This is a genomic window from Sphingomonas faeni (assembly GCF_024273235.1).
GTDB classification, from domain to species: domain Bacteria; phylum Pseudomonadota; class Alphaproteobacteria; order Sphingomonadales; family Sphingomonadaceae; genus Sphingomonas; species Sphingomonas faeni_A.
Genome location: NZ_JANBVH010000039.1, coordinates 23858 through 37730, shown reverse-complemented (window position 1 = coordinate 37730; position 13873 = coordinate 23858). Strand labels below are relative to the sequence as shown.

Below are 13873 nucleotides of genomic sequence, written 5' to 3'. Positions count from 1 at the left end.
CCCCTCTCGAAGAAGCTTGCAGCATCCGGTTTTTTGCGACCGCGGTAGAGGCCGGTGAGACACTCCGCTGCGGTGACACCCCTCTAGGCGGGGTTCGCGGGACCGTCAAACACAATCTTTCACATTTGTGGCAATTTTCTCGAGTTGGCGCGTTTATGACGCCCACGCCCGCCCAGCCGGGTGCTTAAGAACCGCTTGTAACTGCACCTCATTCCGCCGCCGGGAGTCCACGAGGAGTGGCCGCGCGTCCTACGACATGCACCATCCGTCTTTAGGGTCTCGCCTTAAGCGCTTGTGAAGGCCCATACCGCTACATGCCCGATACGATGGATACCGCGATCCCTGCCCCCCCGCCGGCGAACGTGCCCGAAACCATGTCGGCGCCTGGGCCCTCGGACGCTTTGGGCGCGCCCTCCGGACCAACCTCGCTTGCCGGACAGGTCCGCAGCGCGCTCATATGGCGATCGGGCAGCCAGATCGTCGCGCAGATGGTGCAATGGTGCGCGACCTTCCTGGTGATCCGGATCCTCGCGCCCGCCGATTACGGGCTGTTCGCGATGTGCCAGGTGGTCCTCACCTTCATGGCGATGCTCAACGGCTATGGGCTGGCGAGCGGGCTCATCCAGCAGAAGGAGATCACCGAGCGCGAAGTTCGCCAGCTGTTCGGGATGCTGATCGTCCTGAACGTGGGACTCGCCGTCGCCCAGCTCTCGCTCGCGCCACTGGCGTCCGCTTATTATCGCCAGCCGATCGTCGGCGACATGCTCCGCGTCCAGGCGCTGCTCTATCTGACGACGCCGTTCATCGCGCTCCCCTATGCGCTGTTGTCGCGTTCGATGGACTTCCGGCACCAGGCCAAGGCGAACATCACCGCGTCGATCGCCTCGGCCAGTGCGGCGCTCGGCGGGGCACTCTATGGTCTGGGGGTATGGACGTTGGTGCTCGCACCGATCGTGCTGTTCAGTGTGCGCGGCGCGATGATGACGTGGAGCGCGCGATCGCTGGTCTGGCCGAGCTTCGATTTTCGCGGCGCGGGGACGATCGCGCGCTATGGCGGGGTCATGGCGGCGGGGCAGCTGTTCTGGTTCCTGCAAAGCCAGGCCGACGTGTTCATCGCCGGGCGCAGCTTTTCCCCGCATATGCTCGGCATCTATACGACCAGCCTGTTCCTCACCCAGATCTTCGTGTCGAAGTTCGTGCCGCCGCTCAACGAGGTCGCCTTCTCGGCTTATGCCCGGATGCAAGGGGATCCCGACGCGATCGGGCGTGCGTTCGTGAAGGGCGCGGCGATGGTGATGATCGTCGCGATGCCGTTCTACATGGGGCTCGCCGCGACCGCCGAGCCGCTGGTGCTGACCGTGCTCGGCGAGAAATGGCGCGAGACGGCGCCGGTGGTGCACCTGCTCGCGCTGGCGATGCCGTTCATGACGTTGCAAGTGCTGTTCACGCCCGCGTCCGATGCGCGCGGCCGGCCGGGGATCGGCGTCAGGAACGGCGCGACCGGGGCGCTGATCCTGACGATGGCGTTCCTGGTCGGCGTGCAATGGGGCCCGACAGGGATGGGGATCGCCTGGATCGCGGCGTATCCGGTGTATTTGGCGATCAGCGCGTGGCGGACCTTGCCGGTGATCGGCGTGCGGGCGCGCGACGTAGTGCGCGCGGTCGCAGCGCCGGCGATCGCGGCGATCGCGATGGCGGCGATCGTCACGCTGGTCGACCGCGGCCTGCCGCCGCTCGATGCGCATTGGCGGCTGGCCGTGCTCGTGCCGGTCGGGGCCGCGGTCTATGCGACCTGGATGCTGGTGTTTGCGCGGTCGACGATCCGGGACCTGGTTGCGGTCGTGCGGAAGCAGCCGGTTGCGGGTTGAGCGACTACCGTAAGGTTGAGGCCGCGGGTGCGGGATCGAACAGCGGTTCCGTATCCTCCCCCTTGGTCCCGCTTTGCGGTCCACCTCCCCCTGGCGGGGGAGGATACTCGGACGAGCCTTGGTCAGGCGGACTGGATGTATTCGCGCATCGCCGCGGCGTCGGCTTCGATCCGGTCGATGCGGTATTTGACGAGATCGCCGATCGAGACGAATCCGACGAGCGTGTCGCCCTCGATCACGGGCAGATGACGGATCCGGCGCTGGGTCATCAGCGATAGCGCGCCGATGACCGACTCGCTCGGGCCGACCGACTTCACCTCCGTGGTCATCACGTCGCCGATCCGCTGCGCTAACGCCGTGGCGCCATCCACCTGCAGGCAGTGGATGACGTCGCGTTCGGAGAAGATGCCGACCACGCGGCCGTCGTCGAGCACCGGTGCCGCCCCGATCCGCTTCTCCGCGAGCAGGGCCACCGCCTCCGCCACGGTCGTATCGGGGGTGAGCGACTGGATGCCACCCTTTCGGTCCTTCAGGATCGCCGCGATCGTCATCTTCGCCTCTCCTCAACTGCGTCTGTTGCGCGTGGCTTGAGGAAACCATGTTTGCGCGGCAATGTGAAGCGATGACCGATCGCCAGCCCAACGCTCCGGCCGACCCGCCGACCGGACTCCCGACTGGACTGGACGACCCGCATTATGCGGCGTTCGCATGGGCGCGGTTTCGGGAGATCATGGCGTGGATGGTGCTGGCCGCGGCGATCTGCGTCGCGGCGGTGATCGCGGTGATGGCGCATCTGCAGGGACCGCTGCATCTGGTGACGATGCTGGCGGTGATCGGCGGGGTCGGCGGATCGGTGATGATGGCCGGCCTGCTGATGGGGCTCGCCTTCCTCAGTTCGGGCAGCGGGCACGACGAGGACGTGACGCGGATCGACTGAGCATCGCGGGATCGTTCGATCGACGCCGTTGATGGTCGAACTGTGCGTCGGTGCCGAATACCCTGTCCAGCGATGCGCGCGAGGGCGACGTCACTTGACTGGCGAGAATGGGATGGTGGTGGCTGGATGCCCCGTGAGGGCATCAACCTTGCGCGGATTACAATGACTTAAGCAGGCTAACTGGAAGCTCTGCTATGGTTATCTCCCTCGGCGTCCCGGCCAAATTGGCTAACCTTTCGGGCGCTCCACCGAGCCGAAAAGTAAAAGCCCCCGCGGCGGCTCGAACCGCTGCGAGGGCTAAAAACCACAGGCTGGCTGGCGAGAGGTTCATCCCACTTTACATCAACCCGTTTTCGTCTGCAATTTCGTTCACGACGATCGGCAGCGCTATCGGGTCTGAGCTTGACCGCCGGCAGGCAGCCGTTGCCCGACTTGCCCGGAAAGCCTCCAAGTGATTCAGGCAGCGTGCATGGCGGCGCTTGGACTGAGGTCTGGCGCATGAGGGACGGGTTTGACCTGATCCGGGACGCGTACGACGTTCCCGGCCTGGACGAGCACGAGCGCGCTGTGCTGGTTCGCCTCGCCTTCATGGCAAAGGACGGCAAGGCGTGGCCCTCAATCGCTCACCTCGTGGAGAAGTTGGGCAAGTCCGAGCGCACCGTGCAACGCGCTATCCGTCGTTTGGTCGAGGCCGGTCATATCCAGCAGCGCCAGCGTCGGCACGAGACTGCGATCTATACCGTTCATCCCGTTTTGGACGATGCCAAACCCGTCAGTGTGACGGGCGTCAGTCCGACGCCCGTCAATGCGACGCCCGTCGCGGATGACGTTAAGACCCGTCCCACTGACACCCTAATAGCCAAGAACAACCAATCTTCTTCGAAGACTTCGTCTTCTCCGAAGAGCGCTGCGCGATCCGCCCGGGCTTCTCCACCGGTGGTGGTAAAGCTGCCGGACTGGATCCCCGTGGAAGCTTGGGAGGGCTGGCTGGAGATGCGCCGGACGAAGGGCGCGAAACCAACCAGCCGCGCGCTCGCCCTCAGCATTGAGCACCTTCGGAAGCTTGCCGACGCAGGCCATCCGCCTGGCGATGTCCTCGACCAATCGACGCGCGAGCTTTGGCTCGGCCTCTTCCCAATCAAGGATCCCCAAAATGAACAATCTCGCTCGACTCGACGATCGCCGGCAAATCACCACGCCGTCGGCGACGCCGTCCTTGCCGCCCACGATCGCGTCGACTTTGGCTGACAACCGCTTCCGCAGCACGCCATGGAACGCTGCCGATGCGATGTTCTCGATCGTATCGAGCGAGGAACGCCGGCAGGTTGTCGAAGGTGCTCGCGTCTATCGCGCGTCGCTGGCGCCGTGCCCCCGCGACTGGCTGAAGAAACGGCTCTCCAGCATGGCAATGGCACACGGTCACGAGAAGGATCCTGACCGCGCCGCTGCATGGCTGCAGGAAACCGGACGGCTGCTCTGGGATCTGCCCCATGACGTGCTGGCATACGCCATCGACGAGGCGATTAAGCGTTCCGAACGTGGCTTCATGCCAGCCGTGGGCCAGATACGGGCCATCGCCGACCCGATGGTCGCGACCAGACGGGAAGAGACCTACCGCCTCGAGGCAATGGCGATGGTCATCGAGGGGCGATCGAGGCCGGACCAGAGCGCGAGGCCTTGGGAGCGAGTGGTCGCTGACGTTGCACCTGAGGACGATCGCATACCAGCCTCGGACATCGCGGCATTCAATCGGAACATGCGCAAGTTTGGCATGGCGATGCGGTGCCGTGCTGATGGCAGCACCTTCAACCTCGAGCCCGGGGCAGCTGACCCAACTATCGACGGAGATGACCGATGAACATCGAGCACGAGACGATTGCGAAAGACCTATTGCAGCGAGCGCTAGACCGAACCGACGAACCGGCTCGGGCAGCGTCCGTCCTCATGAGCGCGGCAGCTGCCATCCTTCAACGGCACTTCGGCGAAGAGGCCGCGATCGAGCTGATGCAGCACGGGCTGGACACGGCCGGGGCCGAATGGAGGCGAGGGCAACTCAGCTAGGGCGGCGGCACCTCGCCGCCCCCCGCCCTCCGGGTCCCTGTCGGGATCGGGCGTAGTGAGGGGAGCAATGTCGCAGGTCTTTTCTAGCCATGGCCTTCCACAGGGTGCCGCCGCCGCCAGTATTAAAACGGCGGAATTCAGCCATTCCCAAGTATTCGAGGGGTACAATTATGAGTATAGAGACTGCCGCCATGACGCGGCGCGAAGTTGCCTGGTTGCTCGGCATGTCAGACGGCTGGGTCGCACTCCGGATGCGGGCGGGCGACCTGCCCCGGCCCGGCCTTACCGCGCCGGTGTATGTCGCCGCCTTCGTCCGGTACCGGGCCGCGGATCGTGGCTGACCCGGAGGTTATGACCGAGGCGCAGGCGGCGGCGGCGCTTCGGGTTCACCCCAAGACGCTTGCACGGTGGCGGCGGGCGAAGCTGATCGCATGCGACCTTTCCCCCGGCGGGCGGGTCCGCTACCAGTGGGGCGACCTGCTGGCCTTCAGGCGCTCAATGCGCAGTCCGGCCAATGCTCCCATATGCTCCCATATGTCAGGCGAGGCGCGGGACGGGATCGCGTAACCCTGCCGTCATGGCAGAGATAATCCTGTACGGCGTGATCGGTGATGAGTTCGACAAGCTCGACTCGAAGACCATCGCCCCGCTGATCCGCGCCGCCTCCGGCCCCCTATCCCTTCGCATCAATTCGCCCGGCGGTTACGTCATGGAAGGGCTCGCGATCATCGCGGCCATTCGCGACTATCGCTGGAAGGTAACGGCCTACGTCGACGGCCTCGCGGCCTCGATGGCATCCGCGATCGCCGCGGCCTGCGACGAATGCGTGATGGCCGAAGCGTCGATGCTGATGATTCATAACCCCTGGGATGTAGCGATTGGCGATGCGCCCGAGCTTCGGGCGGCCGCTGATAAGCTAGATCGCATCCGCGACCAGCTTGTCGGGATCTACGGCAAGCGAAGCGGGATCGGAGAAGACGAGCTCGTCGCCATGCTCGGCGCCGAAACCTGGATGAGCGCAGCGCAGGCGGTGGAGCAAGGCTTCGCGGACCGGATCGCCCCCGACCTGAAAATCGCAGCGATGGCGAACGTCTCTGCCTTTGGCTTCCGTCACACACCCGTTGCCTTGAAAGGAACGAACATGCCCCCCCTCACCGACGACACGCAGGCGGCGGTTACGCTCGAGCGTACCCGCATCTCGACCATCATGGCGCTGGGCGCAAAGCACCGCGTCCCTCAGAACGTCACGCAGGACCTCATCACGCGCGGCATCGATCTCGACCAGGCGCGGGCTTCGATCCTCGACCACCTCGCGACCGACGGCGATCGGCACAACATCGGCCACCAGTTCGGCGGCAGCGGGCACCAGACTCTGGACGATCCGACGGTTCGCGTGAAAGCAATGAGCGACGCGATCGGGGCCAAGCTGCTGAATAAGCCGGCGGCGGGCGCATCGGCGGAATATCGAGGCATGTCCCTCGTGGATATGGCGCGCGACCACCTCTCCCGCAGCGGCGTGCAGGACGCCTATCGAATGAGCACCGATCGCGTTGCCGCCATGGCGATGCAACCCAACCCGTTCACCGCGCGCGCAACCGTCATCACGCATACGACCAGCGACTTCCCGCTGATCATGCAGGCGGGCGTCGATGCGGCGTTGGTCGCGCGCTACCGAGCGCAGGAATCTCAGCTGAAGCGACTGACGGCGATCCGCGATGCTCCCAACTTCAAGGAGCAGGTCGGAATCCAGATGAGCGGCTTCGGCTCGCTCGACCAGGTCAACGAGGCGGGCGAGTTCAAGAACAAGACGCTGAGTGAGAGCAGCGGCAGCTACCAGCTGCAAACGTTCGGCAACATCATCAACTTCAGCCGTCAGATGCTGATCAATGACAGCCTCGGCGCGCTGGCGGACATCGTGCAGGTAATGGCATTCGCCGCCTCGCAGATGGAAGCAACGATCCTCGCCGCCACGATCAACAGCAACATTCCCCTGCGTGACGGCATTCCGTGGTTCGACGCGCAGCACGGAAACTTGGCTGGGGCCGGCGGGCCCCCCACGATCGCCACGCTCGATGCAGCCCGGCAGGCGATGCGGAGTCAGAAGGACCGCGACAACGTAACGCTGATCGACGTGCAGCCGAAGTTCCTGCTGGTTCCGACCGGGCTTCAGACGGCGGCCGAGACGCTCGTTTCAAGCGCCACGGTCCCCTCGACCGTAACCACCGGATCGGGCAGCACGGCGGTAACGTCCTTCACCGGCGACGTGGCGAACCCCTTCGCGGGCAAGCTCGAGCCGATCGCCGACCCTCGCTTGGTCAACCCGGCGGCGTGGTATCTCTTCCCGGATCCGGAAATCTGGCCCGCGTTCGTCAGCGTCTACCTGAACGGGAACCGCGAGCCCTTCACCGAGAGCCAAGACGGCTTCCGCGTCGACGGCATCGAGTGGAAGGTTCGCCACGACTTCGGCGCGGGCGTGCTCGACCCGAAGGCGGCTTACAAGAACCCCGGGCAGGCATGATGGCGGGGGCCTTCGGGTCCCCTTGCAGCCCCTTTGTAACAAGGGGAGCTTAGGCGTGTGTGATCCCCAGCCACCAATTTCCAAAGGGGTCCGCACTTTGAAATGTCCGCACCATAAACGGCAGGAATCAGCCATTATTGGTGCGGACAAAGTGCGGACACCCGGTGCGGACATTGAGAAGTGTCCGCACCTCAATGAAAGCGAAGCGCGGATACTCCGCGTCATCAAGGACCGCGCTCGGGCTGGTCTCATCCTGGGTACATCCTGACGCGGCGGCACACGGCGGGCCGCAAGCCGATAGCGCCATGCGGGGCACTGTCGGCAGCCGCACCATAGGAGGCGTCATGGGCAAGGTAATAAAGACCGTCGCGGTCGTCGCGATCGCCGTGGCAATTGCGGTGTATGCACCTCAGCTTACGCCGGCTTTCTTGGCTAATATTGTCGGGACGGCTGCGGCAACCGCTATTACTGCCACCGCCCTTTCGTTCGCGGCGAATGCAGCATTCCAGGCCATCGCTGCCTCACCAGCGGACGCGCCTAGCGGCTATCGGCGAAGCACCAATCAGATAGACCACAGCGGCTTGCGGTGGGTCGAGGTTGAGCCGGCAGCTCCAGCGCCGGAAGTTTTGGAGCCGATCGAGCCAACGTGGCTTCACTCGTTCTTTTTTCCAGGCCAGCGGTATTCGATCGTGCGGCTCTCCGGGGACTGCATGCTTGGAGTGATACCAGATGAAACGCGGTGGTGCGTGGTGGACCGCTTGGCGACCATCCGACCTGGCGACCTGTTCGCGTTCGACTTGGACGACCTCTGGAAAGCCTACGCGCCGGAAATGCGGTTCGCCTGGTGGTGGCGAATCTTCGCAACCGGCATGGTGAAGCGCTATCTGGGCACCGAACGGGAATGGGGGCGGCTGATCTTCGATTGCTCGAACCCGCCAAGCTTGTGCGAGACCGGTTTCAACCATGTCCGATATGCGTATCGCGTTCGAGCACTGGCACCAAGCCTTCTGGCGGCGATCGATGTCCGACGGCGCGTAGCGCGAGATCCCGGCACCTTCGACGTTATGCTGGGCGAGCCGAAGACCACGTCCACTTTGACGTAACGCCTTTCCCTCAAAAGTGAGGGAAAGTGCTGTTCTCACATCAGGGAACAGGTTGCGGTTCCATCAATTGCGCGAAACCATGCGGTGCTCTATATGTTGAGCACGAATACCGGCTCAGATCGAGCGCCCGGTTAGGCACCCATGGCTAGGAGGGCATCGTGTCAGACACACCCGCGCTCCACGACGCGCGCGCCGTAGCAAACGAAATCATTCGCTACGGACAGCAGCGCGGCCAGCGGTTTACCGTGATGCAGCTGATCAAGCTCGTCTACCTCGTTCAAGGTTGGGGCCTGGCATTGCTTGATCGCCCAATCGTCCGTCAGAACGTCCAGGCATGGCAATACGGCCCGGTGTACCCGCATATCTACAAGCCCCTCTCGCGGTTTGGATCGGCGCCTGTTCACGAGGTCATCGTCGATAAGGCGTCGGGACTGCCTTTCAGCGAAGCATTCGGCGCGGACGAGACCGAACTGATCCATGCGGTCGTCGACCAGTACGGGACGATGCACGCCTTCACCTTGTCTAGTCTGATGCACCAGCCAGGAACTCCGTGGACTGAGATTTTCACGACGGCCGGCCCGTACAAAGACATACCAAACGATCTGATCAAACGGCATTTCGTGTCGCTGCGTGATGAGCGGGCGGTTGCCGCAGGATAGCGGAACAGGAGGCGGCGGAACTCGCACAAGCCTCAATCTATCGCAGCTACGCAGGCATGCTGGGCGAGTCCGAGCAGCGGAAGAGGCGGCTACTGCAGCGGCTCCTGCTGACGGGACCGTAGATATCGCCGAGATAGCGGGTCGCCTCGACCGCCTCGAGGTTTTTGCTGAGCAGACTGGCCTGCAGGCGCAGCTGGTGGCCGACGTGAACGAGTACGTAAAATCGCTCAAAGCTGAGGTCGACGCGCTCTACTGGATTCGCATCGGCGCGATCGTCTTCGCTGCTTTGTTCTGCCTGGCGCTATGTGGAGGGGCCGTCACCGCGTTCATTCTACAACCGCGGTGGCTTTTGAACTCGCGTACGCATGCCGTACCGGCCATCTTGATCGCGTCTGTTGGCGCTTCAGTCGCCCTGATCGCTCTTGTCCTCAAAGGCGTCTTCCGGGCTATCGGCGATCGCAACAAAGATGAGCTCCTGCCGGAGCATCTGAAGGTCGCGATGGAGACCGTCAAAACCGTGACGGAAACATTCGGCCGGTGATAACGTGGGACAATGTCCCACACGTAAGCCATTGATTTAGCGCGTGGGACATTGTGGGACAAAACGTAACACGTTGTCCCACACAACACATTTCGCCTAACTCACTGTTATCGTTCGATATATGCAAGCGATAGCTTGCGTAAGGTGTGTATCAATTCATTGCCGCCCGCGTGCCCTGCAACCGCCCCACATTTGGGGCCGTCGGACGCTCAACCTCCAGTGGAGGATGAACCATAGCGGCGACCGGCCGCGTTTGTGACGGCTCCGATTTGACCAGTCCCGGCGGCTGCGAATGAAATCGAAGCGCGGAGACGAGTAGGGAAGCGATCGCAACCAGGAGAGCGCCTAGGCTGATCCAATACGCTCGCCCGGCGGGGGCTGCCCAAGCATCCCGCCGCCTCATTTCTCGCTCTACTGCGATCCGACGCCACGGCGCGGCGCCGGTGTTTCCGACATCGCCCAACTGAGTATTGAAGGCATCGTCCTTGAGGCGCCGCAAAACCCAAGGATCATCAATTGGGGTGAACTGGGACGGGTTGCTGTTGTGCCAGTGGAGTTCGGCTCGACGCCATTCCCTAGCTTTCCGCCACTCCGCGAGCTTGCTGAGCACGCTCAGTCTCCCTGGAACTTTGCGCTGCAACTCATTCATCGCCCGTCGGCTGACGATAACCCATAGGATCGGAAACGAACTCTCCGATGTCGGACTCGTACCAGGCCACACACGCAGGCCCCAGCCGCACCTTGCGAGGAAACGTACCGTCCGCTTCTCGACGGTAAATGCTTGCCCTCGATAGACCCACGCGATGGCGGACCTCAGGAATGCGAATCAGCCGATCACCGCGGCGATCGATGTTCACGGTCAAGCGAACTTTTCACGAAGAATGAGGCGTATCGCTTCGGGCCGGGAGGGCGCCGGCGCAGGCTGAGACGCTATCCAGCCGTCCAGCTGCGCAAGCTGATCAGGGGGGAACCGGACCGTTACCGGAGTCGCGTTGATGGCGGGGCGCCCCGGGCCTTTTCTGACATTGCCAATTGACATCATGAATAACCAATGTCAGATATTGCGAGCCGAAGCAAGGCGTAGGACCCTTGCCCCGGCTCTAACCGCAAACGTTCCAGGAGAACGATCATGGCTACCGCTCCATTAGAGCCGCGCACCGTCGCGGCCAATACCTCCTCACGCCGTAACGTACTGGGATTTATTGGTGCCTTAGGCATAGTTGCCGCGGTGCCAGCGATCACCGTAGCCTCCATGCCCCCTGCCCCCGCCGGTGTTTTCACCAAGTACCTCGCCGCTGAGGCTCAACTGAATGCGCTGTACGAAGAAGCCGAGTTCGAACAGCCAGCCTTGTTCGATAGGGTCGAAAACGAATACCTCGCCGCCCTTGAGGCTTGCCGTGACGCTACGCCGATAACCGTCCGCGAGTTCGCGATCTGGTTTCAAGCAGTCAACGATGATTCCCCGCTATCAAAGCGAGCACTTGGCTTTCTGACCGACATCGCAGCTTCGGAGGGTCGCTGAGATGGATATGCAGCCCCAAGTCAAAGAGGCTTTCCAGCTTGCTCGCAAGGTTCAGTCGACGCTCTGGCGGCTCGAAGCGCTGAGCGACGTTCTACTTGCGCAATTCGGAGGGTTCAGCTTCCCCGGCCAGCCCGATTTGGCCGAAGAGATCGGCAAGATTGAACGGTTGATTGAGATCCAGCAGGATCTTGTCGAGGTTGCTCTTGGGCAATGCGAGCAGATCGAAGCGAAATCGATCGCGGTGGAGTCGCAGTCGTGACCGGCGGCAATCGGGATGCGCTAGAGGCGCTGCAACGTCGCCTCGGACATGCGGAAGCCATCGCGGGCTTGATTGCCGAACCTCTGGACACGCCAGTCGGCGAGGCGCTGCGCGGGGTCGCACTGATGCTGTCCGACCTTAACGACCAGTTGGAGGAAATCATTGCGCCCCTTCGCCGGAGTGCAGAGGCATGATCCGGCTCCAAGAAGGCGAGGCGGCTGCGCTCGGACAACGGGCATCGGAGATCGCATCTCTGTGCGACTTCCTGGCCGAGGCTCTGCAAGCCGACCCGGACACAGTGAATGCCGGTACGGCAGTCGAGGGACTGGGAACCCTCGCCAGCAACCTTGCTCGTGACCTGCTGATACTGGCGGACCCCAACGCCTAACACCCTGCCCCGCCCGCTACGGCGCGGCGGGGCCCTGCGCATGGAGAACACGATATGGCGATCCGGCGCCGATCACTTTACCACCAATGGTGGAAAAGCCGGCGGTCGGATGTCCAAACCTTGTGTACGAAATATACGAGCACTCGGATAAATCGCTTGCGGATAGCGCCGCGCTCGTTTATCCGGGCTCTCGTAGAAACCGAGGTCTGATATGTCGAAACTCGAGAAAATGAGCAACCTGCGTGGGGGCGTTATTTATGGGGCGGCCCGCGTCGCGCCGACGACCGTTCACAGCTGGGGTCTGGCGCTTGGTGAGACCCGCGGCACTGGTCATCGTCGCTATGACGTGGCCGATGCCCTTGCGCTCGTCATCATGCGCCAGTTGACCATGGAAATGTCCATAGCGGCCGGCCCTGCGGCCCTAATCGTCAACACCTTGCGGCCCGGCCTACTGGACGAGATCAAAGCTGTCCTGTCTGAGAACGCGGCGGCGGGTAAATGGCGCTGGGAAGGTGGTCCATTCGCCGTCGTGCGCCGTAAACCGACAGCGCATCACGGTGCAGACTCAAGCCTCTGGATCGAAATGGTCGAGGAAAAGGATATCGGACACGCGATCGTTTCGGATTGGAGCGGAATGTCGCCCCTCGTGATCCCATTCCGCCGCCTGATCAACAAGACGCTACTTGCGCTGGAATTGGTTTTGAACGGCGATATCCCTTCCAATGATGAGCAGCAGGCAGCCTGATCGATGAGCCGCCGCGCCGCCTTCAATCAAAGCGACGTGACTCGCGCCTTTAAAGGTGCGCTGGCGGCGGGCGTTAAGGTGGCCGTTCTGATCCGGCCCGACGGCACGATGGAGATTGTTCCAGCTGCCGGCGACCGCCCGCTGATCGCCGATAATGACCTCGATGCACGTCTCGATGCGTTCGGTGGGCTATGAAGAAGAAGCTCGCCTACGTTTCCAGCTTTGTCGATCGGCACGACAAGCGGCGGTACCGTTTCCGCCGAACCGGTTATCCGGTTCACTACTTCAAAGAACCACACGGCACGAAGGCCTTTGAGCGCGAGTACGCGGCATGCCTGTCGACCGAGCCCGCACCTATCGGCGCCGGCCGCACGAGGCCTGGCAGCGTCTCTGACGTGATCATCCGCTACTATGCCGATAACAACTTCCTTGACCTCCGGCCGTCGACCCAAGCGGTTTACCGCGGTGTCCTGGAACGGCTGCGAACGAAGTTCGGCGACGACCCTATCCTTATGTTCGATTCGGAGCGGCTAGCGCGCCTGATGACGCTGATGCGCGATCGCCCCCACGCGGCGGCGCGGCTACGGAAGCTATTCGCGCAGCTGTTCGTCATTGCCCGTCGCGCCAAACTTGTCCCGCATGGCTTTGACCCAGTCCGCGACACCAAGCCTCCCAAGGCCGTGTCCGACGGCTATCATCGGTGGACCGAGGACGAATTAGAGGCCTTCGAAGCTAAGCACCCGCTCGGCACCAAACCCCGCCTCGCCTTCGCAATGCTGCTCTACGGAGCTCAGCGCAGCGGAGACGTCCGGTTCATGACCCAAGAGACGATCGCTGAAGGCCGGATTAGGCTCGACCAGAGCAAGACCAGCACCGCAGTGGACGTTCCGGTGGTCCCGCCGCTGCGAGACGCCCTGGCGGCCGGTCCGCTTGGCGCTGAGACGTTGTTGGAGACCAAGGGGGGCGAACCGTACACCCCCAAGGGCTTCTATGGGATGTTCAAGCGCGCTTGCATCGCGGCAGGCCTTCCGCATTGCTCGCCGCATGGCCTACGCAAGTCGGCGGCGCGACGATGCAAGGACGCCGGCTGCTCGAACGAGCAGGGCATGGCTATCACCGGTCACAAGACCGAGAAGGAATACCTTCGCTACGCTGGGACGGGCGCTCGCGCGGATCTGGCTGACGAAGCAATGGAAATGGTTTTGGCTAACCGGACTCTCCGGGTAGCCAAGGCTATGTCGCAACCCCCTGCAGAGTCTGCGTAAACCGAGA

At 63.0% G+C, this 13873-nt stretch carries 20 protein-coding genes; 18 read left to right on the top strand and 2 right to left on the bottom strand.

The window, feature by feature from the left end; all coding sequences use genetic code 11:
- The first annotated feature begins 374 nt into the window (after positions 1-374).
- Positions 375-1868: a lipopolysaccharide biosynthesis protein gene (locus tag NLI89_RS17720; protein WP_254688192.1), complete on the top strand. Its 1494-nt coding sequence runs from the start codon at positions 375-377 to the stop codon at positions 1866-1868.
- A gap of 122 nt (positions 1869-1990) precedes the next feature.
- Here the strand turns inward: NLI89_RS17720 and NLI89_RS17715 are convergent, their stop codons facing one another.
- Complete coding sequence (locus NLI89_RS17715; RefSeq protein WP_254688190.1) at positions 1991-2419, bottom strand: CBS domain-containing protein; 429 nt, start codon at positions 2417-2419, stop codon at positions 1991-1993.
- A 71-nt stretch (positions 2420-2490) separates the two neighbouring features.
- Between NLI89_RS17715 and NLI89_RS17710 the strand changes: the two genes are divergently transcribed.
- The 10 genes from NLI89_RS17710 to NLI89_RS17670 all read left to right on the top strand — a co-directional run bounded on the left by NLI89_RS17710 (position 2491) and on the right by NLI89_RS17670 (position 9687).
- Complete coding sequence (locus NLI89_RS17710; RefSeq protein ID WP_254688189.1) at positions 2491-2805, top strand: hypothetical protein; 315 nt, start codon at positions 2491-2493, stop codon at positions 2803-2805.
- A gap of 498 nt (positions 2806-3303) precedes the next feature.
- Positions 3304-4053, top strand: a complete 750-nt coding sequence (locus NLI89_RS17705) for a helix-turn-helix domain-containing protein (protein ID WP_302675850.1) — start codon at positions 3304-3306, stop codon at positions 4051-4053.
- Entirely contained in the window at positions 3959-4663 is a 705-nt protein-coding gene (locus NLI89_RS17700; RefSeq protein ID WP_254688187.1) for a hypothetical protein, read from the top strand. The genes NLI89_RS17705 and NLI89_RS17700 overlap by 95 nt, the downstream gene beginning before the upstream one ends.
- A complete protein-coding gene (locus NLI89_RS17695; protein ID WP_254688186.1) occupies positions 4660-4866 on the top strand; it encodes a hypothetical protein in 207 nt (68 codons plus the stop codon). Before NLI89_RS17700 ends, NLI89_RS17695 begins: the two co-directional genes overlap by 4 nt.
- Before the next feature lie 170 nt (positions 4867-5036).
- On the top strand, positions 5037-5207 hold the full coding sequence (locus NLI89_RS17690) for a hypothetical protein (protein WP_254688185.1): 171 nt from the start codon (positions 5037-5039) through the stop codon (positions 5205-5207).
- Complete coding sequence (locus NLI89_RS21925) at positions 5164-5433, top strand: helix-turn-helix domain-containing protein (RefSeq protein WP_368077295.1); 270 nt, start codon at positions 5164-5166, stop codon at positions 5431-5433. Before NLI89_RS17690 ends, NLI89_RS21925 begins: the two co-directional genes overlap by 44 nt.
- Positions 5381-7384 carry a head maturation protease, ClpP-related gene (locus NLI89_RS17685; RefSeq protein WP_368077294.1) on the top strand — a complete coding sequence of 668 codons (2004 nt, stop codon included), beginning with the start codon at positions 5381-5383 and terminating at the stop codon, positions 7382-7384. Before NLI89_RS21925 ends, NLI89_RS17685 begins: the two co-directional genes overlap by 53 nt.
- A 344-nt stretch (positions 7385-7728) precedes the next feature.
- Complete coding sequence (locus NLI89_RS17680; protein WP_254688183.1) at positions 7729-8487, top strand: hypothetical protein; 759 nt, start codon at positions 7729-7731, stop codon at positions 8485-8487.
- Positions 8488-8645: 158 nt separating this feature from the next.
- Complete coding sequence (locus tag NLI89_RS17675) at positions 8646-9146, top strand: Panacea domain-containing protein (RefSeq protein WP_254688182.1); 501 nt, start codon at positions 8646-8648, stop codon at positions 9144-9146.
- Between the two features lie 196 nt (positions 9147-9342).
- Positions 9343-9687, top strand: coding sequence for a hypothetical protein (locus NLI89_RS17670; protein WP_254688181.1), 345 nt, complete (start codon positions 9343-9345; stop codon positions 9685-9687).
- A 641-nt stretch (positions 9688-10328) separates the two neighbouring features.
- Here the strand turns inward: NLI89_RS17670 and NLI89_RS17665 are convergent.
- Positions 10329-10544: a helix-turn-helix transcriptional regulator gene (locus NLI89_RS17665; protein WP_368077296.1), complete on the bottom strand. Its 216-nt coding sequence runs from the start codon at positions 10542-10544 to the stop codon at positions 10329-10331.
- Between the two features lie 272 nt (positions 10545-10816).
- On the opposite strand from NLI89_RS17665, the gene NLI89_RS17660 reads away from it, so the two are divergent.
- The 7 genes from NLI89_RS17660 (at position 10817) to NLI89_RS17630 (ending at position 13866) form a co-directional block, all read left to right on the top strand.
- Positions 10817-11209, top strand: coding sequence for a hypothetical protein (locus NLI89_RS17660; protein WP_254688180.1), 393 nt, complete (start codon positions 10817-10819; stop codon positions 11207-11209).
- A gap of 1 nt (position 11210) precedes the next feature.
- Positions 11211-11468, top strand: coding sequence for a hypothetical protein (locus tag NLI89_RS17655; protein WP_254688179.1), 258 nt, complete (start codon positions 11211-11213; stop codon positions 11466-11468).
- The gene (locus tag NLI89_RS17650; RefSeq protein WP_254688178.1) at positions 11465-11662 is read left to right on the top strand and encodes a hypothetical protein; all 198 of its coding nucleotides are present in this window, start codon (positions 11465-11467) and stop codon (positions 11660-11662) included. The genes NLI89_RS17655 and NLI89_RS17650 overlap by 4 nt, the downstream gene beginning before the upstream one ends.
- Positions 11659-11856 (top strand): hypothetical protein, encoded by a 198-nt coding sequence (locus tag NLI89_RS17645; protein ID WP_254688177.1) that lies wholly within the window; start codon positions 11659-11661, stop codon positions 11854-11856. Before NLI89_RS17650 ends, NLI89_RS17645 begins: the two co-directional genes overlap by 4 nt.
- 229 nt (positions 11857-12085) lie before the next feature.
- Positions 12086-12601, top strand: coding sequence for a hypothetical protein (locus tag NLI89_RS17640; RefSeq protein WP_254688176.1), 516 nt, complete (start codon positions 12086-12088; stop codon positions 12599-12601).
- A 3-nt stretch (positions 12602-12604) separates the two neighbouring features.
- A complete protein-coding gene (locus NLI89_RS17635; RefSeq protein WP_056053994.1) occupies positions 12605-12796 on the top strand; it encodes a hypothetical protein in 192 nt (63 codons plus the stop codon).
- The gene (locus tag NLI89_RS17630; protein ID WP_254688175.1) at positions 12793-13866 is read left to right on the top strand and encodes a tyrosine-type recombinase/integrase; all 1074 of its coding nucleotides are present in this window, start codon (positions 12793-12795) and stop codon (positions 13864-13866) included. Before NLI89_RS17635 ends, NLI89_RS17630 begins: the two co-directional genes overlap by 4 nt.
- Positions 13867-13873: the final 7 nt, after the last annotated feature.

Coding starts and splice junctions, on each gene's coding strand:
- NLI89_RS17630 (WP_254688175.1), top strand. CDS start 12,793: ATGAAGAAGAAGCTCGCCTACGTTTCCAGCTTTGTCGATCGGCACGAC.
- NLI89_RS17635 (WP_056053994.1), top strand. CDS start 12,605: ATGAGCCGCCGCGCCGCCTTCAATCAAAGCGACGTGACTCGCGCCTTT.
- NLI89_RS17700 (WP_254688187.1), top strand. CDS start 3,959: ATGAACAATCTCGCTCGACTCGACGATCGCCGGCAAATCACCACGCCG.
- NLI89_RS17685 (WP_368077294.1), top strand. CDS start 5,381: ATGCTCCCATATGCTCCCATATGTCAGGCGAGGCGCGGGACGGGATCG.
- NLI89_RS21925 (WP_368077295.1), top strand. CDS start 5,164: ATGTCGCCGCCTTCGTCCGGTACCGGGCCGCGGATCGTGGCTGACCCG.
- NLI89_RS17695 (WP_254688186.1), top strand. CDS start 4,660: ATGAACATCGAGCACGAGACGATTGCGAAAGACCTATTGCAGCGAGCG.
- NLI89_RS17720 (WP_254688192.1), top strand. CDS start 375: ATGTCGGCGCCTGGGCCCTCGGACGCTTTGGGCGCGCCCTCCGGACCA.
- NLI89_RS17690 (WP_254688185.1), top strand. CDS start 5,037: ATGAGTATAGAGACTGCCGCCATGACGCGGCGCGAAGTTGCCTGGTTG.
- NLI89_RS17640 (WP_254688176.1), top strand. CDS start 12,086: ATGAGCAACCTGCGTGGGGGCGTTATTTATGGGGCGGCCCGCGTCGCG.
- NLI89_RS17710 (WP_254688189.1), top strand. CDS start 2,491: ATGACCGATCGCCAGCCCAACGCTCCGGCCGACCCGCCGACCGGACTC.
- NLI89_RS17680 (WP_254688183.1), top strand. CDS start 7,729: ATGGGCAAGGTAATAAAGACCGTCGCGGTCGTCGCGATCGCCGTGGCA.
- NLI89_RS17655 (WP_254688179.1), top strand. CDS start 11,211: ATGGATATGCAGCCCCAAGTCAAAGAGGCTTTCCAGCTTGCTCGCAAG.
- NLI89_RS17660 (WP_254688180.1), top strand. CDS start 10,817: ATGGCTACCGCTCCATTAGAGCCGCGCACCGTCGCGGCCAATACCTCC.
- NLI89_RS17645 (WP_254688177.1), top strand. CDS start 11,659: ATGATCCGGCTCCAAGAAGGCGAGGCGGCTGCGCTCGGACAACGGGCA.
- NLI89_RS17715 (WP_254688190.1), bottom strand. CDS start 2,419: ATGACGATCGCGGCGATCCTGAAGGACCGAAAGGGTGGCATCCAGTCG.
- NLI89_RS17705 (WP_302675850.1), top strand. CDS start 3,304: ATGAGGGACGGGTTTGACCTGATCCGGGACGCGTACGACGTTCCCGGC.